Below are 24,455 nucleotides of genomic sequence, written 5' to 3'. Positions count from 1 at the left end.
CTGCTCCTTCATTTTCCGTCCCATGTCTTCCCCCGCCACCGCCGCCAGCCACATCACCGGCCTGGTCCTATCAGGCGGGCGTGGCACGCGCATGGGCGGCGTGGACAAGGGCCTGCAAGTCCTGCATGGCAAGCCGCTGGTGCAGCATGTGCTGGAACGCCTGGCCCCGCAGGTCGGCACCCTGGCGATCAACGCCAACCGCTCCCAACTGGAATACGCGCGCTTCGGCTATCCGGTCTGGCACGACCTGCAGGGGGATTTCCCCGGCCCGCTGGCGGGTCTGCAATGCGGCCTGGCCCATTGCCATACGCCGCTGCTGGCCACCGTTCCGTGCGACTCGCCGCTGATCCCCTATGACCTGGTGGCACACCTGTACGACGCCCTCAGCGCCAGCGGCGCACAGGCCGCCATCGCGGTTACCGAGGGCGTACACGGACGCCAGCGCCATCCTGTCTGCTCGCTGCTCCAGGCGACGACGCGCGCGTCGCTGGACGCCTTCCTGGCCGCCGGCGGCCGCAAGATGGACCGCTGGTTTGCCAGCCTTGATTGCATCGAAGTGGATTTCCCCGACGAGCGCGCCTTCAGCAACATCAATACCGGGCTGGATTTGCAACAGCTCGAAGCAGAACAATGACCGAGACCCACACCGCCACACTCCACGACATCGTCAGCTGCATCAGCGGCTATGACCCCAACGCCATGACGGTGGCGCGCGCGCAAGCCGTGATCCAGGAATTCATCACGCCCATCGAGGCCGTGGAAAAGCTGGCCATCCGCAGCGCCCTCTCGCGCGTGCTGGCACGCGACATCATTTCCCGCATCGACGTCCCGGCGCACGACAACTCGGCCATGGATGGCTATGCCCTGCGTGGCGAGGACGTGGCCGCGGGCCAGCAAGTGCGCCTGCAGATCGTGGGCGCCGTACATGCCGGCGAACAATTCGCCGGCAGCGTCGGCCCCGGCCAGTGCGTGCGCATCATGACCGGCGCACCCATGCCCGAGGGCTGCGACACCGTGATCCCGCAGGAACTGACCACCGACGCCGACGCGCAAGGCGTGACCCTGCCTGCCGGCCGCGTGCGTCCCGGCGACAATCGCCGCCTGCGGGGCGAAGACCTGGCCCTGGGCAGCGTGGCGCTGCCGCGCGGGCGCGTGCTACGCCCCTCCGACATCGGCCTGCTGGCCTCGCTGGGCATCGCCGAAGTGCCGGTGCAGCGCCGTTTGCGCGTGGCCTTCTTCTCCACCGGCGACGAATTGCGTTCGGTCGGCGAGCCGCTCGATGCCGGCTGCGTCTATGACTCCAATCGCTACACCCTGCACGGCATGCTCACGCGCCTCGGTTGCGAGGTGCTGGACATGGGCGTGGTGCCGGACGATCCGGCCGCCCTGGAAGCGGCTTTCCGCAGTGCCTGCGAAGAAGCCGATGCGGTCATCACCTCCGGTGGCGTCTCCGTTGGTGCGGCGGATTACACCAAGCAGATCATGGCCAGCCTGGGCGAGATGACGTTCTGGAAGATCGCCATGCGCCCCGGCCGTCCGCTGGCCTTTGGCCGCATCCGCTCGCGCGGGCGGGAGGCTTACCTGTTCGGTTTGCCGGGCAATCCGGTGGCGGTGCAGGTGAGTTTTTCCTTCTTCGTGCGCGATGCACTGCTGCGCCTGGCCGGTGCTGAAGCCAGGCCGCTGCCGCGCCTGCGGGTGAAGACGGCCACGGCCATTCGCAAGAAGGCCGGCCGCACCGAATACCAGCGCGGCATCCTGGCCCCGGACGAGAATGGTCAGTGGCAAGTGCGGCTGACCGGCATGCAGGGTTCGGGCATCCTGCGCTCGATGTCGGACGCCAACTGCATCATCGAACTGGAACACGAACGCAGTGATGTGGCTGCCGGCGAAGAGGTGGCGGTGGTGCTGTTCGACGGCCTGGTGTGATGGTTTTTCAGGCGCAGATGAAGAAAAAGGGACGGCAAGCCGTCCCTTTGTGTTTTCCAGCCTCCTGAGCCTCGTCCGCTAGTGAAGGAAAAGGCCAAAAAGGCCAATCAGACGCCCTCGGCATCCTCACCCAGATCCAGCTCCCCGGTACCCAGCAGCTTCTGCGCATTTTCCACCGGCAGCGCCTCCACCGACTTGAGCTTGCGCGTCATCTGGCGGGTGCGGGTCTCGGCCTGGTCGATGTTCTTGGCCGCGCGCTCCAGCGCCGTCTTGGTGGCCGCCAGCACTTCGCCAAACTTGCCGAACTCGGTCTTGACCGCGCCCAGCACCTGCCACACCTCCGACGAACGCTTTTCCAGTGCCAGCGTGCGGAAGCCCATCTGCAAGCTGTTGAGCAGCGCCGACAAGGTCGACGGGCCCGCAATGGTGACCCGGCAGGTGCGCTGCAATTCATCCGACAGACCTGGTCGGCGCATCACTTCCGCATACAGCCCCTCGGTGGGCAGGAAGAGGATGGCGAAGTCGGTCGTCAACGGCGGCGACAGGTATTTCTCGGCAATCGTCTTGGCCTCGCCGCGCACGGCCCGCTCCAGCTCGCGGCCGGCCGTGGCCACGCCCTCGGCATCGGCGCGCTCGGCGGCATCGACCAGGCGTTCGTACTGTTCCTTGGGGAATTTGGCGTCGATGGGCATCCAGACTTGGCCGGCGTCTTCCTTGGCACCCGGCAGGCGGATGGCGAACTCCACCCGCTCGCCGCTGGCCGGGACGGTTTCAACGTTCTTGGCGTACTGGTCCGGAGTCAACATCTGCTCCAGCAGGATTTCCAGCTGCACTTCGCCCCAGGTGCCGCGCGTCTTGACGTTGGTCAGCACACGCTTCAAGTCGCCCACGCCGGTGGCCAGCTGCTGCATTTCGCCCAGGCCCTGGTGCACCTTGTCCAGCCGGTCCGAGACCAGCTTGAAGGATTCACCCAGCCGCTGCTCCAGCGTGGCATGCAGTTTCTCGTCCACGGTCTTGCGCATCTCTTCCAGCTTTTGCGCGTTGTCGTTCTGCAGGTCCTTGATCCTGGCTTCCAGCGTGGCACGTACCTCGGCCATGCGCTGGGCGTTCGACTCGGTCAGCGCCGAGAGTTGCTGGTGCAAGGTATCGCCGAAACGCTTGAGCGAGACCGCCTGCTCTTCACGGTTCACCTGGGCCTGCAGCGTGATGGACTGGCGCATGCTTTCCAGCTGCTGCGTGTTGCTTTCGTTGAGCTTGACCAGCTGCTGCGCAAAGCCATCGATCTGCTGGTTCTGCAAACCCGCCACGCTGGTCAGTTGCGTGGCCAGCGTCTGCTGCAGGTGGGCAAAGTTCGCGCCCAGTTCCTGGCGCGTGTTCTGGGCACTGGCCTGCACCTGGCTGCGCAGCTCGCGCTCGATGCGCTCGCCGGTGTCCTGCTGGTGGCGTTGCAGGTCCTGCTTGACCTGCAGCAGCGCGTCTTCGATCACCAGCGCAGTGTCGTCCTCCTGACGCTGGCTGCCGCGCAGCAGGATCAGCACTTGCAGCACGACGCCGACCACGACCAGGCCGGTGAGGATCATTTCAAAAAGGGACATGGAACCCATCCAGTGCGTGTTACTCGGGCTTGTTACTCGGGCTTGTTGCGCATCCAGTCGGCCGTCTGGTAGAGCGCGGCCAGCAGGCGCTTCATCAGGTCTTCCGGCAGGCCGACGTCCTGCATGGCCCAGGTCATGCAGCGCAGCCACTGGTCGCGCTCGGAGATGCCGATGGGGAAAGGCAGGTGGCGTGCCCGCAGGCGCGGATGGCCGAATTTTTCCATGTACAGGCTGGGACCGCCGGTCCAGCCGGAGAGGAACATGTAGGTCTTCTCGCGCGAGCCCTCCAGCGAAGGCGGATGCAGTGCGCGGATGCCGGCGAACTCCGGTTCCAGGTCCATCAGGTCATAGAAACGGTCGACCATCTCGCGCAGCTTTTCTGCGCCGCCGATGAGTTCGAACGTGGTCGGTTGGTTGGGATCTTCGATTTGCATAAGACCGCCATGATACCGCAGCCGGCCTGCCGCGTCGGGCCGCCCGGCTGCGATTGCCAGCCTTGTTTGACCTGGATCGGATCAGGCCTCGCGCAAGGTCTGCAGCGGCGGACGGCGCAACACGTGGCGCAATCCGGCCCAGCCCCCAAGGGCCGAGCAAGCCGCGCCCAGTCCCATGCCCGCTACCCACACCAGCGGACTGAAGCTCCACTCGAAATTGAAGACGTAATGCGCCAGCGCCCAGCCGATGCCCGCCGCGCCGCTGGCGGCCAGCAGCCCGGCCAGCGAACCCACCAGCAGCACCTCGATGCGCTGGGCGCGGGAGAGCTCCTGGCGGGTCGCACCAAGGGCACGCAACAGGCCAGCTTCCCGTACACGTTCATCCTGGGACCCTGCCAGTGCAGCGTACAGTACCAGTACACCTGAACACAAAGTGAACAGGAACAGGAACTCTACAGCTGCAATCACTTGACCGACCACTTCCTGGATCTGTGCCAGTACACTTCCTATGTCCACAACGGTCAGATTGGGGAAGTCGCGCGCCAGCGTATTGCCCAAGGCCTCCTGCTGTGGCGTCAGGTGTACCGCCGTGATCCAGCTTTGCGGCGTATCGCGCATGAGCGTCGGGTTGAGGATGACGAAGAAATTCACCCGCAGCGATCCCCACTCCAGCTTGCGCAGGCTGGTCACGGGGGCCTCCACCAGTTGTCCGGCGATGTCGAATTGCAGCTTGTCCCCCAGCTTGATGCCCAGGGTCTGTGCCAGTCCGCGTTCCACCGAGGCTTCGGGTTGGCGGTCGTCGTACCAGCGCCCGGCCACGATGCCATTGCCGGGCGGGATGTCACGCATGGTCGAGAGATTGAATTCGCGATCCACCAGCCGCTTGGCACGGTCTTCCTGATAATCCGCCGCCGAGATCGCACGGCCATTGATCTGCACCAGCCGCCCGCGAATCATCGGATACAGCGCCGCATCCTGCACCCCGCCCTGGCGCAGCGCCTGTTGCACGGCGTCGCGCTGGTCCGGCTGGATGTTGATGATGAAGCGGTTGGGGGCATCGGCCGGCGTGGCCTGCTGCCATGCGCCCACCAGGTCGCCGCGGATCACGGTCAGCAACAGCAGCGCCATCAACCCCAGGCCCAGCGCCACCACCTGCATGACGGCCGCCGCCGGACGACGCTGCAAGCCGTCGATGGCAAAGCGCCAGCTCTGGCGATCCACCATGCCGCGCAGCGAACGCAGCGCGCGCAGGCACAGCCAGGCCACCAGCGCGAAGAGACCAAAGCCGCCGAGGAAGCCGGCGATGGTCAGCAGCCCCAGCTTGAGATCGCCCGCCTGCCACAGCAGCAGCCCGGAAAACACCAGCGTGCCCAGCACATAAGTGCCCACCGTGAGCGCCTGCGGTGCACCCTGGTCGCGGCGGATCACGCGGTTGTGCGGCACGTTGCGCAATTGCAGGATGGGGGGCAAGGCAAAACCGACCAGCAGCAGCAAACCGGTGGCCACGCCCTGCAGCGCGGGCGCCCAGCCCGGTGGCGGCAAGGCGGTCGGGAGGAAGTTGCCCAGCCATTGCAGCAGGGCGAAGTGGGCGGCAAAGCCGACCAGCATGCCGATGAAGCTGGCCGCCAGTCCGATCAGAATGAATTCGGTCAGGTAGAGCGTGGTCACCTGCGCCTGGGTCATGCCGAAACAACGCAGCATGGCGCAGGCATCCAGGTGGCGCAGCATGAAGCGGCGCGCTGCCATGGCCACTGCGAGCGCAGCCAGCATGGCCGACAGCAGCCCGACCAGCGACAGGAATTGCTCGGCACGGTCCAGCGTGGCGCGCATTTCCGGACGGCCGTTTTCCAGCGATTCCAGGCGCACGCCGCGCAGCTTGTCAGTCTCGATCTGGCCTTCGATCTGCTGCTGGTAGCGCTGCACGGCCTCGGGCGGCCCGGCGATCAACAGGCGGTAGGTCACGCGCGAACCCACCTGCACCAGGTGCGTGGCGGCCAGGTCGCCGTCATTGAGCATCACGCGCGGCGCGAAATTGACGAAGGCGCTGCCGCGATCCGGTTCCATGGCGATGACGGCGGCGATCTTCAGGGGCAGGTCACCGAGCTGCAGGGTGTCGCCGACCTGCACGCCCAGTTGCGACAGGATCTGCGGATCCACCCAGACCGTACCCGCTTGGGGGATGCCCTGGGCGGGCCGGTCGCGGCCATCGCCGCCCTGCAGGCGCAACTGGCCGCGCAAGGGATAGCCGGTGGTCACGGCCTTGATGGAGGCCAGTACCGAGCGCGCCGCATCGCCCTGCCCGGCTTGCGCCATGCTGGGAAAGACCTGGGTCTGCGCCTGCTGCAGGCCTTGCGTAGCGGCCTGTTGCAGCCATTGCGGCGCCAGCGGCTGGTCGGCCGCAATCAGGAGGTCGGCCCCCAGCAGCTGGTGCGCATCGCGCGTCATGCCGGCGCGCATGCGGTCGACGAAGAAACCGACCGAGGACAATGCCGCTACCGCCACGATCAGTGCGATCAGCAGGAAACGGAGTTCACCGGTGCGCCAGTCGCGCAGGGTCATGCGCAATGCTTGTTGGAACATGCAGGGCCAGTCGTCAAGAAATCAGGAATCAGGGATCAGGAAAAACCAAACGCGACGTTCAGCGCAGCCACAGCGCCGCCACGCCCACCGCCAGCAGCACGCAGAAGGCCCCCAGCATGCGCAGGCGGCGGCGCATGGCATCCATGGTGGCAACCAGTTGTGCGTTCTGCTCGGCCAGGGTGTTGATCAACTGGCTGGCTTCGAGCTGCTCGGCTTCCAGCTGGACGATGCGCTGGGCCAGCTGGCCGACGTCGCCGGTGACCGGCGCGGGCGGCGCGGCATCGACTGCGGTCTTGGCCTTGCGGGTGCGCGACCACAGGTCACACGCGCCCTTGACGATGCCGGGGGTGGCCTGGACCACGTCGCCCCAGGGAATCAGTTTGATGGCGGACAGCCAGCTCAATCCCATCTGCGCTACTCCTGAAAAAGATTTGGATAAGGAAAATCAGATACGGCTTGTTGCAATTTCGTTGCAGAAACGGGCGAACCGGCCTGCTCCGTCTTCTTCTAAGACAGGCAAAATGTCATTTTATCCCGACAAGCTGCAAGCCCTCCGCAAGTCGCCACGATGACCCTGCCGACCGGGAGCATGCAGCCTCGTCCCCTGAGAAACCGGAGTCCTGTCCCATGAAAGCCCCCCTGTCCCTGCTGGCGGCCGCCCTGCTACTGTGTGCCGGCAGCGCCTTCGCCGCCGATTGCACCAAGGCTGCCACCCAGGCCGAAATGAATGCCTGCGCCTCGCAGACCCTGACCCAGAACGATGCCGATCTCAATGCCACCTACATGGCCTATCGCGACAAGCTCAACAAGGCGCAGCAGAACCAGTTGCGCGAAGTGCAGCTGGCCTGGCTGAAGTATCGCGACCTGTCCTGCCGCTTTGAGAGTTCGGCCAGCGCCGGCGGGTCCGCCGCTTCACTTGCGCTGCAAACCTGCCTGGCCGACAAGACCCGCCAGCGTGCGGACGAACTGAAGAATCTGGCGGGCTGCCAGGAAGGCGACCTCAACTGCGTGCGCTAGTCAGAACATTAACTTTCATGCTGTAATGCTCGCGTCTGAAGAATCAGACCGATCAGACCCACGAATCCACCTTGCCCCAGGGAGTCTCTCATGAAAAAAATGTTCTTCGCCATGACCTCGTTCGCACTGGCCGCCCCGCTGCTGCTGGGTTCCCCCGCCATGGCCCAGAATGCGCAGCAGGACAAGATGAAGCAATGCAACGCCGACGCCGCCGGCAAGAAAGGCGATGAGCGCAAGGCCTTCATGTCCTCCTGCCTGAAGAAGGAACAGCCCAAGCCGGCCACCCAGCAAGACAAGATGAAGCAATGTAACGCCGACGCCGCCGGCAAGAAGGGCGATGAGCGCAAAGCCTTCATGTCGTCCTGCCTGAAGAAGGACAAGTAATTTCCCTTCACCTCCCCGCCAGGCCGGTGGGGATGCCCAACAAAAAACCCGCAAGCTGCCTTGCGGGTTTTTTGTTGTCTGCGGGCGGGCCGGAGACTGTTCAGTGCTGTGTGCGCTTGAAGAAGAACAGCCCGGCACCCACCAGCATCAGCACACCGCCGAAGAAACGGTTCTGCGCCTTGATCGCCTTCTGGCTGCGGAAGAAGCGTTGCAGGCGGCTGGCCGCAAAGGCGTAGCCGTGCATGACCACCAGGTCCACCGCCACCATGGTCACGGCCAGCACCAGCAGCTGCAGCCACAGCGGGCGTTCGTGATCGATGAATTGCGGCAGCACCGCCACCATGAAGACGATGCCCTTGGGGTTGGTGGCATTGGTGAGGAAACCCGTCATGCAACGCTGCCACCAGTGCTGGCCGCGCTGCGCGCGCGCCACGGCGTTGGCGTTGTCGAGGGCTTCGCCTTCCTGCTCCGAAGGCACGCGCGCACGCCACTGCGAGAAGCCCAGGTAGATCAGGTACAGGGCACCGGCAATCTTGACCACGTTGAAGGCGGTTTCAGAAGCCACCAGCAGCGAACCCACACCGGCACCGGCGATGATGAGGACGACCACCAGGGCAATCTCCAGGCCCAGGATGGTGGCGGTAGTACGGCGCAGGCCGTAATTGAGACCGTGGCTCATGGAGAGCACCGCACCCGATCCGGGCGAGATGGCGATGACACAGGCGGCGAGGAAAAATGCAAACCAGGTTTGATAGGCCATGAGAAAACTCGATGAGGCAACAGGAAAGAAGGAACGGCAAAGACCACCGGCAAGGCACGCGGTGCAGCGGAGAAGCCCGCAAGCAGCGCTGAAACACCGCTGCACCAACGTGCCAACCATTATAAGCAAAGCAGCAACGAATGCTTACAAATCCACGATGAATTGAAACACTTTCACGTCGTCTTTCACGTCGACGGCTCGTTATAGGAAGCAAGGCGACACGACATGATGAAGCGATTACGCAAAATCAAGCGCCGAGCGTAACAACCACTTTCTAAAGGAAATTGCCATGAAAACCAAATCCGTCATCGTCGCTTCCCTGCTGAGCGCACTGGCCCTGCCGGTGTTCGCACAGACCGGCAGCGCTGCGCCGGCCGCGCCAGCAGCAGCTACGGCCAAGGCGGAAGCCGGCAAGACCGACACCGCGCCCAAGGCCAAGACCACCCATCACGCCAAGCACAAGAAGTCCGAAAAGTCGGAGAAGAAGGCTGGCGCCAAGAGCGAAGCCAAGACCGACACCAAGGCCGCCACCGATACAGCGACCAAGAGCAAGTAAGACCGTACCGGGCCAGTCCCGGTACAGATAGCAGATACAAAGCAGTAACGTAGCAGACACGCAGCACACACCGTACGCACCGTACTACTGACGCAAACAGACACTTGTCTCTGAAAGGACATCACCATGAATACCAAGACCATCATCGTTGCCTCCCTGCTGTCGGCCCTGACCCTGCCGGTGTTCGCCCAGACTGGCGCAGCAGCCGCGCCGGCCGCCCCGGCCACCACCGCAACCGCCCCGGCCAAGGCGGAAGCCGCCAAGACCGAGACCGCACCGAAGGCCAAGGCCAAGGCCACGCATCACGCCAAGCACAAGAAGTCCGAGAAGTCGGAGAAGTCGGAGAAAAAGGCTGACACCAAGACGGAAGCCAAGGCTGAGAAGAAGGAAGCCGGCACTGCCGACACCAAGACAGCCGCCACCGACACGGCCGCCAAGACCAAGTAATCAAGGCCAGACCGTACCGGGCCAGCGCCCGGTACAGATAGCAAACACTTGGCAGACACATCGCACACACCGTGCACACGTATTACTGACACTGACCAGACACCCGTCGTTGAAAGGACATCACCATGAAGACCAAGACCATCATCGTTGCCTCCCTGCTGTCGGCCCTGACCCTGCCGGTATTCGCCCAGACCGGCGCCGCCGCTGCCTCGGCCGCTCCGGCTGCCACCACCGCTGCTCCGGCCAAGGCGGAAGCTGCCAAGACCGAGACCGCGCCGAAGGCCAAGTCGGAACATCACGCCAAGCACAAGAAGTCGGAAAAGAAGGCTGAAGGCAAGACCGAGAAGAAGGCCGCCAAGAAGGAAGCCGCAGGCACCGAAAAGCCGGCCGCTGACGCCGCCGCCAAGTAAGACGTCCGCAAGGAGCAGCAACCCGGGCATCGGATCGATCTGCTGCCCGGACATGTCAGGGATGACAGGGATATCGCCCCCGCACCTTCAGGTCCGGGGGCGATATTTTTTATATCATTTAAATTGTTTGCATCGCTTCGGCTACCGAGCCAGGCCGATACGCCCGATGCGGATCAATCCTGCTGCCACCGCAAGGCGACGCGTTCTCCCGCATGCGCAAAGTGCGCACAGTCCATGCCCACGCCCGCCGCGAACAGCAAGTCTTCTCCCGCCCACACCAGCGGCAGGTAAGGCCGCTCCCACGCAGGTACATCCGCGCTCTGGTACTGCTGCTTGAGGCTGCGCGCCGGACGATTCTGCGCCAGCTTGATGCGCTCTCCCCCGCTGCGTCCACACACCAGCAGCGATTGCGCACGCAGCCACGCGGCATCAAAGCCGGGCCGCGCATCGCCAGCGGAAACGGGCTCGAACTGCAGGGTGCCGTGGAAGACCGGTACATGGACCTGCGCCTGCCCGCTCCAGCGCAGCGACAGTGACGCGCCCTCATCAGGCAGGCTGCGGCGCGGGGCCAGGAAGACGCGCTCGCGGTAGCGATGCACTTCGCCGTCAGGGTGGGAGACGCACAGCTGCGCCTCCACATCGGCTTCCAGCAACTGGCTGCGCATCTCCTGCATCCACGCGGCCGATGGCATGCGCATGCCGCGCAGTGCGAACCAGTGACGCATCAGGTTCAGGAAACGCTGCTCGCTCAGGGCGCGCAGCGCAGGCATGCGCAGATGATCGTCTTCACGGCATTGGGCCAGATCCTGTTCGGCCACTTCGCGCAGCAGTTCCTGCGCGCCCTGCGCATGCCCGGCCGCACGCGCCAGGCGCTGCTGGTAGCCCGGGAAGACCTGGCCCAGCGCTGGCATTACCTGATGGCGCAAGGCATTGCGGGTATAGCGCGGATCACTGTTGGATTCATCCTCGATCCAGGCGAGCGACCAGGCGCGTGCGCCTTCTTCCAACTGGGCGCGCGGGATGGCCAGGAAAGGCCGTGCGACCAGCGTATCGGCATCGCCCAGCAAACCGGGCGCGGCATTGCATTGATCCATGCCGGACATGCCCGCCAGCCCGCTGCCGCGCAGCAGTTGCAGCAGCACCGTTTCGGCCTGGTCATCGAGGTGATGTGCGGTCAGCAGCAGGCGCGCGCCGTGCGCCCGGCACAGCCGTCCCAGCGCGGCATAACGCGCCAGCCTTGCCGCTTCTTCCACGCCGCTGTCGGCCACCCGTTCCAGTTGCACGCGCTCGTGCGCGCAGGTGAGGCCGCGCTGCGCACATACCTGCTCGGCGTGCGCCAGCCAGGCATCCGCATTGGGTGACAGCCCATGATGCACATGCAGCGCCACCACGCGGGCGCCGCTTTCACGCTGCCACTGAGCGGCCGCTTCCAGCAGCACCGTGGAATCGAGTCCACCGCTGAAGGCTACGGCCAGCGTGTCCTGTGCGGGATCGAAACCGGTTGCGGCCAGCGTGGCCTGCAGTGCCTGCAGCAGCTTGCCGGTGATCTTGCCGGAGGAAGGAGAAGAAGGATGTTCGGACATGGGAAACCGGCGCCAGAAAAGACAAACGCCAGCGAAGCTATCGCTGGCGCCTGGGAGGACAGGAATGCGAACCGGAAATTATTCGGCCGAATTCAATTCCTTGAACTTGCCATAGGCCATCAGCTTTTCGTGACGCGCGGCCAGCAGGTCCTTGGTCTTCATGCCCTGGAACTGGCGCAGCGAATCCGACAGCGCGCGCTTGAGCAAACCGGCCATCTGCTTGGGATCACGATGGGCGCCGCCCAGCGGTTCGTTGACGATCTTGTCGATCAGGCCGATGGCCTTCAAGCGATGGGCGGTCAGGCCCAGCGCTTCGGCCGCATCGGCGGCGCGGTCGGCGGTCTTCCACAGGATGGAAGCGCAGCCTTCCGGCGAGATCACCGAGTAGGTCGCATATTGCAGCATCAGCACCGAGTCACCCACGGCGATGGCCAGCGCGCCGCCGGAACCGCCTTCACCGATGATGGTGGCGATCAGCGGCACCTTCAGTTCGGCCATCACGTACAGGTTGTGGCCGATGGCTTCGGACTGGCCGCGCTCTTCGGCATCGATGCCGGGGAAGGCGCCTGGGGTGTCAACGAAGGTAAAAATCGGCAAACCGAACTTTTCGGCCACTTTCATCAGGCGCATCGCCTTGCGATAGCCTTCCGGCTTGGGCATGCCGAAGTTGCGCATGGCGCGTTCCTTGGTGTCGCGCCCCTTCTGGTGACCGATCACCATGCAAGCCTGGCCGTTGAAACGGGCCAGGCCGCCGACGATGGACTGGTCGTCCGCAAAGGTGCGGTCGCCATGCAGTTCGTGGAAATCGGTGAAGATCTCGCGCACGTAGTCCATGGTGTAGGGACGCTGCGGATGGCGCGCAATCTGCGAGACCTGCCAGGGCGTGAGCTTGGCGTAGATGTCCTTGGTCAGCTGCTGGCTCTTCTTGACCAGGCGCTCGATCTCTTCGGAGATGTCGACGGCCGAGTCATCCTGTACAAAACGCAACTCTTCGATCTTGGCATCCAGCTCGGCGATGGCCTGCTCGAAGCCCAGAAAAGTCGTTGTCGATTTACTCATTGTGTTCCTTTTTCAACAAGTCCGATCATCTGACAGGGACGCCGGCCCGGTGCGGGTTGCGGCTCGATGATCCCCGGATGCATCGGTTTGCCTTCAAATCTTGGGAGGTGCGGAGTATACACCAGCACGGCGCCAGCGCAGCAGCGCCGGACGCACCCTCTTCCCCTTGGATCAATAATCGGAGGGCAGCGGGTCCAGGCTGCGCCACAGATACCAGGTCGCCACGGTGCGCCACGGTTCCCAGTTCGCGGCGACTTCCCGCGCATCGCTGCGCGAGACGGGCTCGCCCGAGAAATAGCTGATGCTGATGCCCTTGAGCAATCCCAGGTCATCCAGCGGCAGCACGTTCGGGCGCAGCAGATTAAATATCAAAAACATCTCGGCTGTCCAGCGGCCGATCCCACGGATCTGGATCATCTCGGCAATGACGGCTTCGTCTTCCATCTCCGCCCATTTGTCGGGATGTACCGTCTTGGCCTTGAAGTGGGCCGCCAGATCGAGGATGTATTCGGCCTTGCGCTTGGACAGGCCGCAGGCCGCCAGCCCTTCCGGACCGGTGCGCATCACCTGGCCCGGCGTACAACGCGGACAGGCTTCCAGGAAGCGCTGCCAGACCGCATTGGCGGCCTTGGTCGAGATCTGCTGGCCGATCACCGAACGCGCCAGCGTGGTGAAGGCGTCGCCACGCACCGTCAGTTGCAGATCCCCGAACTGCGGGATGATCTTGCGCATGATGCGGTCGCGCTTCATCAGCTCGGCCTTGGCCTCTTCCCAGTAGGCCGGCACGATCATGCCGGGATCGGCCTCGCTGGCTTTTCGGTTGGTATTCAAATCAAGCTCTCCGCCATTCGGTCAGGCCGCCCGGTTTGTCTTCCAGAATGATGCCGGCCGCGGTCAGCTCGGCACGCAGGCGGTCGGCTTCGGCGAAGTTCTTGCCCGCCTTGGCCGCCTTGCGCGCTTCGATCAAGGCTTCGATCTCGGCTTCGCCCAGACCGTCTGCCGCTGCCACGCCGCCCTTGAGGTACTCGCCCGGCTCGCGCTGCAGCAGGCCGAGGATGCCGGCCAGCGCCTTCAACTGGCGCGCCTGCGCCGGGGAACGGTCGCGATTGACTTCATTGGCCAGCTCGAAGAGCACCGATATCGCCACCGGCGTGTTGAAGTCATCGTTCAAGGCCTCTGTGAACCTTTGTGCATGGGCTTCATCGGCCAGCAGCGCGCCCGCTTCCGGCGGCACATCCTTCAAGGCCGTGTACAGGCGGGTGAGCGCCTGGCGGGCATCGTCCAGATGGGCATCCGAGTAGTTCAGCGGGCTGCGATAATGCGCGCGCAAGATGAAGAAACGCAGCACTTCCGGATCGTACTTCTTGAGCACGTCGCGAATCGTGAAGAAGTTGCCCAGGGACTTGGACATCTTCTCGTTGTCGATGCGCACGAAGCCGTTGTGCATCCAGTAGTTCACGAAGGTGTGCTGGTGCGCACCCTCCGACTGGGCGATCTCGTTTTCATGATGCGGGAACTGCAGATCCTGTCCGCCGCCGTGGATGTCGAAATGGTCGCCCAGCAGGTCGCTGGACATGGCCGAGCACTCGATGTGCCAGCCCGGACGACCACAGCCCCAGGGCGAGTCCCACTTGGCTTCGTCCGGCTCGCTGGGCTTGGCGGCTTTCCAGAGCACGAAGTCCAGCGGATAGCGCTTGCCGGTGTTCACATCCACCCGTTCGCCGGCGCGCAGGTCGTCCAGCGACTTGCCGGAGAGCTTGCCGTAGCCGGGGAAATCGCGCACGGAGTAATTGACGTCGCCATCGCTGGCCTTGTAGGCCAGGCCGTTCTTTTCCAGCTTGCCGATCAGGTCCAGCATCTTCGGCACGTACTTCGTCGCACGCGGTTCATGGTCGGGACGCTGCACGCCCAGGGCGGCGGCATCCTCGTTCATGGCATCGATGAAGCGATTGGTCAGCTGGGCGATGGTCTCGCCGTTCTCGGCGGCACGATGGATGATCTTGTCGTCAATATCGGTGATGTTGCGCACGTAGGTCACGGCATAGCCGGAGGCGCGCAGCCAGCGCTGCACCATGTCGAACACCACCAGCACGCGCGCATGGCCAATATGGCAATAGTCATACACGGTCATGCCGCACACGTACAAGCGCACCTTGCCGGGTTCGATCGGGGAAAAGGTCTGCTTATCACGCGCCAGCGTGTTGTAAATCTTGAGCTCGCTCATGGGATGGGAATTCTGGGGTTGGCGTTGCCGCTGTGGGCGACGGGTTCATGCACTACCTGGGGCCGGCACCGTGTAAAAGCGTGGCGCTGGCAGGCCCCTGCCTGGGTTTCATTGTTCTAGCAGCAGTTGCAACATGAACGGGTCACGGTAGCCAAACCTCTTTTTGTCTTACTTGTTTGATATAAAATGCCAGCTTTCTTCGAATTTCTTCGAGTATAGCATCGATAAAACCATGGCCCCAGAATCACAAGAAGAGACATCCATTCATGGTTTGCGCGGTTTGATCAGCAAGACTGCCCACAAGACGGCAGTGTTGTCGAGCCTGGTGGCAGCCCTCTTCGGGGTGCCCGCCACGCTTGCGCATGCCAGTGAAATGTCTGACATCAACAAGCTGATGCGGGCCGGACAGTATGCCGAAGCACTGACCAAGACCGATGCCGTGCTGGCCAAACACCCGCGCGATGCGCAACTGCGTTTCACGAAGGGCCTGATCTTAGCAGAACAAAACCGTTCTGCCGAGGCCATCGCGGTGTTCACCAAGCTCACCGAGGACTTCCCCGACCTGCCTGAGCCGTACAACAACCTGGCCGTGCTGTATGCGGCCGACGGCCAGTACGACAAGGCGCGCGCGGCGCTGGACATGGCCATGCGCACCAATCCGACCTATGCCACCGCACTGGAAAACCTGGGCGACGTCTATGCCAAGCTGGCCAGCCAGGCTTATGACAAGGCGCTGCAGATCGATCCGGGCGCCAACGTGCCGCAGCCCAAGCTGACCCTGCTGCGCTCGCTCAACGGCAACACCACCGGTGGCACCGTGCCGCGCCTGGCGTCGGCCGCAGCAGCCCAGCGCGACGCCAAGGCCAAGGCCGAAGCGGCAGCGGCAGAACAGCAGGAACGCAATCGCGCCCTGGCGGCCGAAAAACTGGCGCAGCAGGCAGCGGCCGACAAGGCCGAAGCGGAAAAGACGGCCATCTCCAAGGCCACCAGCGAGAAGGAAAAGGCCGCAGCCGACAAGGCGGCCGCCGAGAAAGCCGCTGCCGACAAGGCTGCCGCGGACAAGGCCGCCACCGAGAAGGCGGCAGCAGACCGCGCCGCCGCCGAGCGTGCCAAGGCCGAGAAGGCGCGCGCCGAACAGCTGGCAGCCGAACAGGCGCGTGCGCAGAAGGCCGCCGCCGACAAGGCCGCCGCCGAGCAGAAGCAGAAGGAACTGCAAGCGCAGAAGGACAAGGAACACGCCGACAAGCTGGCCCGCGAACAAGCCGCCCGCGCCGAGAAGGACAAGGCCGCCCAGGCGGCCGCCGAGAAGGCGCAAGCCGACAAGCTGGCTGCGGCCGAGAAGGCCAAGGCGGAGAAACTGGCGGCTGCAGAGAAGGCCAAGGCCGAGAAACTGGCGGCAGCAGAAAAGGCCAAGGCCGACAAGGCCCGTGCCGACAAGGAAAAGGCCAAGGCCGAAGCCAGCGCCGAACAGGACAAGGCCACCGTGCTGGCGGCCTTGAATGGCTGGGCCAAGGCCTGGAGCGACAAGGACGTGCGCAGCTACCTGGGCCATTACGCCAGCGACTTCGACACGCCCCGTGGTGCCTCCCGCAAGGAATGGGCCGAAGAGCGCCGTGCCCGCATCGAGGACAAGGGCCGCATCAGTGTCAAGGTCAGCAACGCCACGGTGAGCATCAATGGCAACATCGCGACCGTGCGCTATCGCCAGATATATAATTCGGATCGGCTGACGGTGGACAGCCGCAAGACCCTGATTTTCGTCAAACAGGGCAATCGATGGCTGATCAAACAGGAACGATCGGGAGGGTAATTGGTGGCTAGCGCTTTGCAAGGGCGTCCCGCGCGCATGCTGGGACGCCTGTTGATGTTGTGCCTGGCGGGTGTGCCTGCAATGGGCAGCGTGGCATCCTCGTCTTCCATCCCGCCGCCGGCCAATACGGCCGGCGCGCCTGTGGCCAAGCCGGATCCGGAAGCCCTGCTCATCGATATCTACAAGGACCTGGGTGCCAACCGCCTGCGCGAAGCCCAGGCCAAGGCCGACGCGCTGGTGGCGGCCTATCCCACCTTCCGCCTGGGCCACCTGGTACGCGGCGACCTGCTGTTGATGCATGCCCGTCCAGTGCGCAATTTCGGCGCCATGGCCGACGGCCCCAGCGACAAGCTCAAGGAACTGCGCGATGAAGCCATGGTGCGCATCCGCTCCCTGCAGGAAAAGCCGGACCCCAAGCTGATCCCCAAGGCGGTGCTGCAAGTGGGCGAGGACCAGAAGAACGTGCTGGTGGTCGACACCACCCGTTCGCGCATGTACGTCTACGAGAACCAGGGCGGCGAACTGAAGTTCCAGAACGACTTCTACATTTCCCAAGGCCGCTTCGGCGCCAACAAGACCAAGTCCGGCGACCAGCGCACGCCCATCGGCGTGTATTACGTGAACAATCGCATCCCCGGCCCCAAGCTGCCCGATTTCTATGGCACCGGCGCCCTGCCGCTGTCCTATCCCAATGAATGGGACAAGCGCAACGGCCGCAGCGGCTATGGCATCTGGCTGCATGGCACGCCCTCGGACAATTTCAGCCGTCCACCGCTGTCCTCCGATGGCTGCGTGGTACTGGCCAATCCGGACCTGCAAAACCTCTATTCCACCGCCGAGGTCGGCAAGACCGTGGTGGTCATCAGCCAGCACGTGCAGTTCGTCGACAAAAACGAATGGGCCCGCCAGCGCGACGCCGCCTCCTCCATGCTGGAACAGTGGGGCCAGTCGCTGGAGAATGCGGATGCCGACAAGGTGCTGTCGTATTACTCTCCGGAATTCCGCTCGGCCCAGGGCGAGAACCTGGCCACCTGGTTCGGCCGCCAGCAGAAGAGCCTGAACGGTGCGCGCTATACCAGTGTCAAACTGCGCGATGTCAGCCTGTTCCGCTATCCCGGCACACCGGAAGACATGATCGTCAGCACTTTCACCCAGGAAAGTGCGGTCGGCAAGAGCAAGAACGCGATCCGCAAGCGCCAGTACTGGGTGCGTGAAGGATCGCAATGGAAAATCATTTACGAAGGCAACGCATGATCCTCTCCCGTCGTCATCTGCTGCGCATGGCCGCAGCATTCTCCCTGTCGGCCACGCTGGCCGCCCCTGTGCTGGCGGCCGATGCACCGCGCGTGCTGCTCAAGACCAGCATGGGTGACATCACCCTGGAACTGAACCCCGAAAAGGCCCCGGTCTCGGTCGACAATTTCCTGAAATACGTCAAGAAGGGCCAGTACAACGGCACCGTCTTCCACCGCATCATCAACGGCTTCATGATCCAGGGCGGCGGCTACGACCAGAACATGCGCGAGAAGGCCACCGAGGCGCCCATCAAGAACGAGGCCAATAACGGATTGAAGAACGAGGTTTATACTGTGGCCATGGCGCGCACGTCGGCACCGCATTCGGCAACGGCCCAGTTCTTCATCAACGTGGCGGACAACCGCTTCCTGAACTACCCCGGCCAGGACGGCTGGGGCTACGCCGTGTTCGGCCGGGTCATCGCCGGTACCGACGTGGTCGACAAGATCAAGCAGGTGCGCACCGGCGCCGGCGACGTGCCGGCCACGCCCGTGGTGATCGAATCGGCCACCCTGGTCAAGTAAGGCCGGCCTGCCGTCACGCAGCCAAGGCGGGCCCAAGTCGCCCGCCGGTTTTTTTCATTCCCCCACAAGCAAAGGATTCATCATGGCAGTTCTGCTCACCACCAACCACGGCACGATCAAGATCGAACTGGATGCCGAGAAGGCCCCCAAGACCGTTGAGAACTTCCTGGCCTACGTCAACGCCGGCCACTACAACGGCACCATCTTCCACCGCGTCATCGACGGTTTCATGATCCAGGGCGGCGGCTTCGAACCCGGCATGAAGCAGAAGGAAACCCGCGAGCCGATCGAGAACGAAGCCAAGAACGGCTTGAAGAACGAGCCCTACACCCTGGCCATGGCCCGCACCGCCGCGCCGCACTCGGCCTCGGCGCAGTTCTTCATCAACGTCAAGAACAACAGCTTCCTGGACTACCCGGGCCAGGACGGCTGGGGCTACTGCGTCTTCGGCAAGGTCGTCGAAGGCACTGAAGTGGTCGACAAGATCAAGGGCGTCAAGACCACCCGCGCCGGCATGTTCGCCGACGTGCCTGCTGAAGATGTGGTGATCGAGAAGGCAGAAGTGGTCTGAGCCTGATCCGGACCGCTGACTTCACCGACCATGACTGATTTCCAGTTCATGCAGAAAGCGCAACCGACGGTTGCGCTTTTTGTTTCCGACCTCCATTTGCAAGCCGCCCTGCCCCGCACCACGCAAGCCTTTCTCTCCTTCCTGCAGAGCCATGCAGTATGGACGCAGCAACTGTACTTGCTGGGTGACGTGTTCGAGTACTGGGCCGGTGACGACGACCGTACTGCTCCCTACAACCAACTGATTGCTGACGCATTGAGAACTGTACAGGCGCAAGGCGTGCAACTGTACTGGATGGCGGGCAACCGCGATTTCCTGGTCGGCCAGGCATTTGCCGATGCCGCCGGGCTGACGCTGCTCGACGACCCGCACGTCATCACCGCCGCCGGCCGTACGCTGGCCCTGGCCCATGGCGACGCGCAATGCACCGATGACCATGCCTACATGGCCTTCCGCGCCCAGGTGCGGCAACCGGCCTACCAGCAGCAGTTCCTGGCCATGCCGCTGGCGCAGCGCAAGGCCATCATTGAAGGTATCCGCAAGAACAGCCAGGACGCCAACCAGAGCAAGGACATGGCGATCATGGATGTGAATGCCGGTGCCATTGATGCGCTCTTCGCGCAGACCGGGACCGATATCCTGATCCACGGCCATACGCACCGCCCTGCCCTGCATCGCCTGGACGGCGGCAAGCTGCGCTATGTGCTGCCGGATTGGGAATACGACGTGGAAACGCCGCGTGGCGGCTGGATCAGCCTGACGGCCGACGGCGCGCTGCACCGGCATGATGTCAACGGCGACGAGATCGCCTGATCCCGCACAGTTCACTGTCTCATCACCTCATCGCTGCGGCACAGGCCGTGGCGAACGACGCAGCCGGTTTGACCCCGGCTGCGTCCCTGCTCCTCAATCGACCAGCCGGTTCAGTTGCGCGGCGTCGAATTGTCCGGCCTCTTCAAGGCGTCGACACCCTATCCCCGCACCCTGCAAGGCGGCCAGCACGGCTTCCAGTTGCTGCTCCTGGGTGGCGACCTGGTTGATGAGCCCATGCAAGGCCTTCGACAGCGGATCATCGCCATTGGGCATGACGCCATAGGCCGCAAACAGGCGCGCTGCGGCCTGCTCACGCCCGGACGGTACGACATTGCGCTCGACGATGCGCGCCGGGTTGCCCACGGCGGTGGCGCCGGCCGGCACTTCCTTGGTGACCACCGCATTGGAGCCGACCTTGGCGCCATCCCCGACCGTAAATCCGCCCAGCACCTTGGCGCCGGCACCGATGATGACACCGCGTCCCAGCGTCGGATGACGCTTGGCTCCCTTGGCCAGCGACGTACCGCCCAGGGTCACGCCCTGGTAGATGGTGGAATCGTCACCAACAATGGCAGTCTCGCCGATCACCACGCCCATGCCGTGATCGATGAACACACGGCGGCCGATGGTCGCACCGGGATGGATCTCGATGCCGGTCAGCGTGCGGCCGACCTGCGAGATGAAGCGGCCCAGCCACTTCAGGTCGGCCTTCCAGCAAGCCTGGGCCCAGCGATGCAGGATCACCGCATGCAGGCCCGGATAACAGGTCAGCACCTCCCAGCTGTTGCGTGCGGCGGGGTCGCGCTCGCGGATGCTGGCGATGTCTTCTCTGAGTCGGTTGAACATGGTGTGCTTCCTGAAACGTTGAATGAAAACGGCTACTGAAGTGAAATTGAAGTGATCCAACAATGGAACGGCAAAAAAAATCGCCGGACGCGAAGTCCGGCGATGGTGTCATGCGGGATGACCGGACTTACTTGGGCAAGCGCTGGCGTCGCGCCTCGTACAGACAGACGCCGGACGCCACGGAGACGTTGAGGCTCTCGACCGAACCGAACATGGGGATGTTGACCAGCACATCGCAGGTCTCACGGGTGAGACGGCGCATGCCTTCGCCTTCGGAACCCATCACCAGTGCGGTGGGACCGGTGAAGTCGCCTTCGTAGAGGCCCTTCTCCGCATCATCGGAAGTGCCGATGATCCATACACCGCGCTCCTTGAGGTCGCGCATGGTGCGGGCCAGGTTGGTGACGGTGATGTAGGGCACGGTGTCGGAGGCACCGCTGGAGACCTTCATGGCCGTGGCATTCAGGCCCACGGCGCGATCCTTGGGAGCGATCACGGCATGCGCGCCGGCACCATCGGCCACGCGCAGGCAGGCGCCCAGGTTGTGCGGATCGGTGATGCCGTCGAGGATCAGCAGCAGCGGCGGACCGACCACCGCATCCAGCAGTTCATCGAGGGTGCGCGCCAGCGACAGCGCAGCGGCCTTGGCTACCACGCCCTGGTGACGGCGCGTACCGACCATCGCGGCCAGGCGCTGGTCGTCGGCCTGGATGATGCGTACATTGGCTTCCTTGGCGGCATGCAGCAAATCCAGCATGCGGCGGTCGCGGCGCTCGGCATCCACGTAAATCTCGTCCACCGAGGAAGCCTCGTGGCGGATACGGGAGGTCACGGCATGGAAGCCGAAAATCATTTTGCTCTTCATAGATCCTGCTTGTGTCTTTCGTCTTGCTTGGTGGGGCATGTGCCCCGCGTTCCATCAAACCCGGCCTGCGCAAACCGCAGGTCCGGGGACATGCTCATCGCTTCTTCTTGCCCTTGGTGTAGCCCTTGGATGCCGCGCGCTTGCGGTCGGCTTCGCCGGGGCGTGCCGTGGCGGCGCGCGCGGCACCAGCCTTGGCCTTGGCGCCACCCTTGGGCTTGCTGCCCGCTGCAGCCGCAGCTGGCTTGGCGGCAGCGCCCTTCTTGCCGCGCGCGGCAGGCTGAACTTCAGCCTGGGCTTGCCTGCCACCACCGGACTTGCCACGCGCGGCGTTTTCAGCGCGCTTGGCTTCATTCTTGATGAGGGTGCGGATGCCCGGCTCGTTGACCAGTGCCAGGTCGATCTTGCGTGCATCCAGGTCCACGCGGCTGACCTGCACGGTGACGCGATCGGTCAGCTGGTAGCGGATGCCGGTGCGCTCGCCGCGCAGCTCGTGGCGCGCTTCGTCGTACTGGAAGTAATCGGCACCCAGTTCGGTGACGTGCACCAGGCCTTCGATGTACAGGGCATCCAGTTGAACGAAGATGCCGAAGGTGGCCACGCCGGCGATGGTGCCGGTGAATTCCTCGCCCAGCTTGTCGCGGATGAAGTAGCACTTGAGCCAGGCTTCCACATCGCGCGAAGCCTCATCGGCACGGCGCTCATTGGCCGAACAGTGCAGGCCCAATGCTTCCCAGATCGCCAGGGCGCTCTCGCCACGCGGCTTCTTGCCGGCGGCCTTGTCGGCGGCACGCTGCTGCGCCTGCGCCTTGCGGGCGGCGGGCGAGATCGAGGTGTTCAGCGCCGTGCTGTCGATGCCCTTGGGCTCATAGCGCTTGCCCTGCAGCACGGCCTTGATGGCGCGGTGCGTCAGCAGGTCGGGATAGCGGCGGATCGGGCTGGTGAAGTGCGCATAGGATTCATAGGACAGGCCGAAGTGGCCGATGTTGTCGGGGCTGTAGACCGCCTGCTGCATCGAGCGCAGCAGCATGGTCTGGATCAGCACCGCATCGGGACGCGCCTTGACCTTGGGCATGAGCTCGGCGTAATCGGACGCGCTGGGGGTGTCGCCACCGCCCAGGGTCAGGCCGATCTGCTTGAGGAAGGTGCGCAGCTGCGTCAGCTTTTCCTTGGTCGGACCGGCGTGGATGCGGTAGAGCGCCGGATGATCGTGGCGCTTCAACAGGTCGGCCGCGCAGACGTTGGCGGCCAGCATGCATTCCTCGATCAGGCGGTGCGCATCATTGCGGGTGCGCGGCAGGATCTTCTCGATCTTGCCGGCGGCGTTGCAGACGATGTAGGTCTCGGTGGTCTCGAAGTCGATGGCACCGCGTGCCTGGCGTGCCGTCAGCAGCGCCTGGAAAACTTCGTAGAGGTGCGTCAGGTGCGGCACCAGGCCGATGCGGCGCGCCGCTTCCGGGCCCTTGGTATTGGCCAGGATCGAGGCCACTTCGGTATAGGTCAGGCGGGCTGCCGAGTGGATCACGGCCGGATAGAACTGGTAGGCCTTGATCTCGCCCTTGGCGGTGATGACGGCATCGCACACCAGGGTCAGGCGGTCCACGTCCGGGTTCAGCGAGCACAGGCCGTTGGAGAGTTTTTCCGGCAGCATCGGGATCACCCGGCGCGGGAAATACACCGAGGTGCTGCGCTCGAGCGCATCCACGTCCAAGGCGTCGTTGGGCTTGACGTAGTGGCTCACGTCGGCAATGGCAACGATCAGGCGATAGCCCTTGGTGCGGCCGATCTTGACCGGTTCGCAGTAGACGGCATCATCGAAGTCGCGTGCGTCTTCGCCGTCGATGGTGACCAGCGGCACGTCGCGCAGGTCGACGCGATCCTTGAGGTCGGCGGCCTTGACTTCGCTGGGCAGCTTGGAAGAGAGCTTCTTGGCGGCTTCCGAGAATTCGTGCGGCACGCCGTACTTGCGCACGGCGATTTCGATTTCCATGCCGGGGTCGTCGATGTCACCGAGGATCTCGACGATCTTGCCCACCGGCTGCGTGTAGCGGGAAGGATGTTCGGTCAGCTCCACACTGACCACCTGCCCGGCCTTGGCCTTGCCCGGGGGGCCTGCCAGCAGCACGTCGTGGCCGATGCGCTTGTCTTCGGGGGCGACCACCCAGACGCCGTTTTCATTGAGCAGACGGCCGATCACGTGGGTGTTGGCGCGCTCCACCACTTCGACGATGGTCCCTTCGGGGCGGCCACGGCGGTCGGTGCCGGTGATGCGGGCCTGCACGCGGTCGCCGTGCATGACCTTCTGCATTTCCTTCTCGGGCAGGAACAGGTCATCGGTGCCTTCATCGGGCAGCAGGAAACCGAAGCCATCGCGGTGGGCCGAAACACGGCCCAGGATGAAGTCCGGCGAATGGGTCAGCTTGTAGTGTCCGGCGCGATCCGGCTTGATCTGGCCGTCGCGTTCCATGGCGTTGAGGCGGCGCGTGAGGCCATCCATTTCTTCAGGCTTGACGCCGAGCGCGGCGGCCAGCGCGGCAGCATTTTGCGCGCCCGAGGAAGTACGCAGGATGCCGAGGATCTCTTCCCGGCTGGGAATGGAATAGGGGAATTGGCTCAAAAGTTTCGTTTCGCGCAATTGTTATAAATGCCAAGGCGAAAGTCGCCCAGGCGGACGGATGTGCCTAGTGTAACGGAGTTGCGGCCATTTACCTAACCGCAATACGAAGCTTAAAAAGGGGCGAAGCATCGTATTGCAACG

At 63.9% G+C, this 24,455-nt stretch carries 24 protein-coding genes; 12 read left to right on the top strand and 12 right to left on the bottom strand.

Annotated features, from left to right (window positions below; translation table 11 throughout):
• Window positions 1-22 precede the first annotated feature (22 nt).
• Both mobA and moeA read left to right on the top strand, forming a co-directional pair.
• Complete coding sequence (gene mobA, locus CEJ45_RS06120; protein WP_088754285.1) at window positions 23-634, top strand: molybdenum cofactor guanylyltransferase MobA; 612 nt, start codon at window positions 23-25, stop codon at window positions 632-634.
• Window positions 631-1,926: a molybdopterin molybdotransferase MoeA gene (gene moeA, locus CEJ45_RS06115; protein ID WP_088754284.1), complete on the top strand. Its 1,296-nt coding sequence runs from the start codon at window positions 631-633 to the stop codon at window positions 1,924-1,926. Before mobA ends, moeA begins: the two co-directional genes overlap by 4 nt.
• Window positions 1,927-2,033: 107 nt before the next feature.
• Here the strand turns inward: moeA and CEJ45_RS06110 are convergent, their stop codons facing one another.
• The 4 genes from CEJ45_RS06110 to CEJ45_RS06095 all read right to left on the bottom strand — a co-directional run bounded on the left by CEJ45_RS06110 (window position 2,034) and on the right by CEJ45_RS06095 (window position 6,944).
• Window positions 2,034-3,521 (bottom strand): DNA recombination protein RmuC, encoded by a 1,488-nt coding sequence (locus CEJ45_RS06110; RefSeq protein ID WP_241517286.1) that lies wholly within the window; start codon window positions 3,519-3,521, stop codon window positions 2,034-2,036.
• 32 nt (window positions 3,522-3,553) lie between these two features.
• Window positions 3,554-3,955: a group II truncated hemoglobin gene (locus tag CEJ45_RS06105; RefSeq protein WP_013233882.1), complete on the bottom strand. Its 402-nt coding sequence runs from the start codon at window positions 3,953-3,955 to the stop codon at window positions 3,554-3,556.
• An 81-nt stretch (window positions 3,956-4,036) separates the two neighbouring features.
• On the bottom strand, window positions 4,037-6,535 hold the full coding sequence (locus tag CEJ45_RS06100) for an ABC transporter permease (RefSeq protein ID WP_088754283.1): 2,499 nt from the start codon (window positions 6,533-6,535) through the stop codon (window positions 4,037-4,039).
• A 58-nt stretch (window positions 6,536-6,593) separates the two neighbouring features.
• Window positions 6,594-6,944, bottom strand: a complete 351-nt coding sequence (locus CEJ45_RS06095) for a hypothetical protein (RefSeq protein ID WP_088754282.1) — start codon at window positions 6,942-6,944, stop codon at window positions 6,594-6,596.
• Window positions 6,945-7,162: 218 nt separating this feature from the next.
• On the opposite strand from CEJ45_RS06095, the gene CEJ45_RS06090 reads away from it, so the two are divergent.
• Together CEJ45_RS06090 and CEJ45_RS06085 are read left to right on the top strand one after the other, a co-directional pair.
• Window positions 7,163-7,552 carry a lysozyme inhibitor LprI family protein gene (locus CEJ45_RS06090; protein WP_088754281.1) on the top strand — a complete coding sequence of 130 codons (390 nt, stop codon included), beginning with the start codon at window positions 7,163-7,165 and terminating at the stop codon, window positions 7,550-7,552.
• A 90-nt stretch (window positions 7,553-7,642) separates the two neighbouring features.
• Window positions 7,643-7,936 carry a PsiF family protein gene (locus CEJ45_RS06085; RefSeq protein ID WP_088754280.1) on the top strand — a complete coding sequence of 98 codons (294 nt, stop codon included), beginning with the start codon at window positions 7,643-7,645 and terminating at the stop codon, window positions 7,934-7,936.
• 100 nt (window positions 7,937-8,036) lie between these two features.
• On the opposite strand, the gene CEJ45_RS06080 is transcribed toward CEJ45_RS06085, so the two are convergent.
• Window positions 8,037-8,696, bottom strand: a complete 660-nt coding sequence (locus tag CEJ45_RS06080; RefSeq protein ID WP_034339732.1) for a LysE family transporter — start codon at window positions 8,694-8,696, stop codon at window positions 8,037-8,039.
• Window positions 8,697-8,985: 289 nt separating this feature from the next.
• Here CEJ45_RS06080 and CEJ45_RS06075 point away from each other — a divergent pair, with 289 nt between their 5' ends.
• The 3 genes from CEJ45_RS06075 (at window position 8,986) to CEJ45_RS06065 (ending at window position 10,109) form a co-directional block, all read left to right on the top strand.
• On the top strand, window positions 8,986-9,252 hold the full coding sequence (locus CEJ45_RS06075) for a hypothetical protein (RefSeq protein WP_088754279.1): 267 nt from the start codon (window positions 8,986-8,988) through the stop codon (window positions 9,250-9,252).
• A gap of 126 nt (window positions 9,253-9,378) precedes the next feature.
• Window positions 9,379-9,699, top strand: coding sequence for a hypothetical protein (locus tag CEJ45_RS06070; RefSeq protein ID WP_088754278.1), 321 nt, complete (start codon window positions 9,379-9,381; stop codon window positions 9,697-9,699).
• Window positions 9,700-9,824: 125 nt separating this feature from the next.
• The gene (locus tag CEJ45_RS06065) at window positions 9,825-10,109 is read left to right on the top strand and encodes a hypothetical protein (protein ID WP_088754277.1); all 285 of its coding nucleotides are present in this window, start codon (window positions 9,825-9,827) and stop codon (window positions 10,107-10,109) included.
• Window positions 10,110-10,282: 173 nt separating this feature from the next.
• Here the strand turns inward: CEJ45_RS06065 and tilS are convergent, their stop codons facing one another.
• The 4 genes from tilS to cysS form a co-directional block, all read right to left on the bottom strand.
• Window positions 10,283-11,692, bottom strand: coding sequence for a tRNA lysidine(34) synthetase TilS (tilS, locus tag CEJ45_RS06060; RefSeq protein WP_088754276.1), 1,410 nt, complete (start codon window positions 11,690-11,692; stop codon window positions 10,283-10,285).
• A 78-nt stretch (window positions 11,693-11,770) separates the two neighbouring features.
• Window positions 11,771-12,751: an acetyl-CoA carboxylase carboxyltransferase subunit alpha gene (locus CEJ45_RS06055; RefSeq protein ID WP_008327848.1), complete on the bottom strand. Its 981-nt coding sequence runs from the start codon at window positions 12,749-12,751 to the stop codon at window positions 11,771-11,773.
• Between the two features lie 171 nt (window positions 12,752-12,922).
• The gene (locus CEJ45_RS06050; RefSeq protein ID WP_088754275.1) at window positions 12,923-13,582 is read right to left on the bottom strand and encodes a DNA-3-methyladenine glycosylase family protein; all 660 of its coding nucleotides are present in this window, start codon (window positions 13,580-13,582) and stop codon (window positions 12,923-12,925) included.
• Window position 13,583: 1 nt separating this feature from the next.
• The gene (gene cysS, locus CEJ45_RS06045; RefSeq protein ID WP_088754274.1) at window positions 13,584-14,975 is read right to left on the bottom strand and encodes a cysteine--tRNA ligase; all 1,392 of its coding nucleotides are present in this window, start codon (window positions 14,973-14,975) and stop codon (window positions 13,584-13,586) included.
• Window positions 14,976-15,207: 232 nt separating this feature from the next.
• Here cysS and CEJ45_RS06040 point away from each other — a divergent pair, with 232 nt between their 5' ends.
• The 5 genes from CEJ45_RS06040 (at window position 15,208) to CEJ45_RS06020 (ending at window position 19,989) form a co-directional block, all read left to right on the top strand.
• Entirely contained in the window at window positions 15,208-16,785 is a 1,578-nt protein-coding gene (locus CEJ45_RS06040) for a YybH family protein (RefSeq protein WP_088754273.1), read from the top strand.
• A gap of 36 nt (window positions 16,786-16,821) precedes the next feature.
• Window positions 16,822-18,039 (top strand): L,D-transpeptidase family protein, encoded by a 1,218-nt coding sequence (locus CEJ45_RS06035; RefSeq protein ID WP_088754315.1) that lies wholly within the window; start codon window positions 16,822-16,824, stop codon window positions 18,037-18,039.
• Window positions 18,036-18,605: a peptidylprolyl isomerase gene (locus CEJ45_RS06030; RefSeq protein WP_088754272.1), complete on the top strand. Its 570-nt coding sequence runs from the start codon at window positions 18,036-18,038 to the stop codon at window positions 18,603-18,605. Before CEJ45_RS06035 ends, CEJ45_RS06030 begins: the two co-directional genes overlap by 4 nt.
• An 82-nt stretch (window positions 18,606-18,687) precedes the next feature.
• Window positions 18,688-19,176 (top strand): peptidylprolyl isomerase, encoded by a 489-nt coding sequence (locus CEJ45_RS06025; RefSeq protein ID WP_013233868.1) that lies wholly within the window; start codon window positions 18,688-18,690, stop codon window positions 19,174-19,176.
• A gap of 30 nt (window positions 19,177-19,206) precedes the next feature.
• Window positions 19,207-19,989, top strand: coding sequence for a UDP-2,3-diacylglucosamine diphosphatase (locus CEJ45_RS06020; RefSeq protein ID WP_088754271.1), 783 nt, complete (start codon window positions 19,207-19,209; stop codon window positions 19,987-19,989).
• Between the two features lie 93 nt (window positions 19,990-20,082).
• Here CEJ45_RS06020 and cysE read toward each other — a convergent pair whose 3' ends face one another.
• The 3 genes from cysE to rnr all read right to left on the bottom strand — a co-directional run bounded on the left by cysE (window position 20,083) and on the right by rnr (window position 24,314).
• Window positions 20,083-20,835, bottom strand: coding sequence for a serine O-acetyltransferase (cysE, locus tag CEJ45_RS06015; protein WP_088754270.1), 753 nt, complete (start codon window positions 20,833-20,835; stop codon window positions 20,083-20,085).
• A gap of 127 nt (window positions 20,836-20,962) precedes the next feature.
• A complete protein-coding gene (gene rlmB / locus CEJ45_RS06010) occupies window positions 20,963-21,700 on the bottom strand; it encodes a 23S rRNA (guanosine(2251)-2'-O)-methyltransferase RlmB (protein WP_013233865.1) in 738 nt (245 codons plus the stop codon).
• A 94-nt stretch (window positions 21,701-21,794) separates the two neighbouring features.
• The gene (gene rnr / locus CEJ45_RS06005; protein ID WP_088754269.1) at window positions 21,795-24,314 is read right to left on the bottom strand and encodes a ribonuclease R; all 2,520 of its coding nucleotides are present in this window, start codon (window positions 24,312-24,314) and stop codon (window positions 21,795-21,797) included.
• Between the last annotated feature and the right edge of the window lie 141 nt (window positions 24,315-24,455).

Origin of the sequence: Herbaspirillum aquaticum (assembly GCF_002213425.1) — a bacterium.
Lineage (GTDB): Bacteria > Pseudomonadota > Gammaproteobacteria > Burkholderiales > Burkholderiaceae_D > Herbaspirillum > Herbaspirillum aquaticum.
Note: the sequence above shows the minus strand (reverse complement) of the source record. Positions and strands in the feature narration are given on the sequence as shown.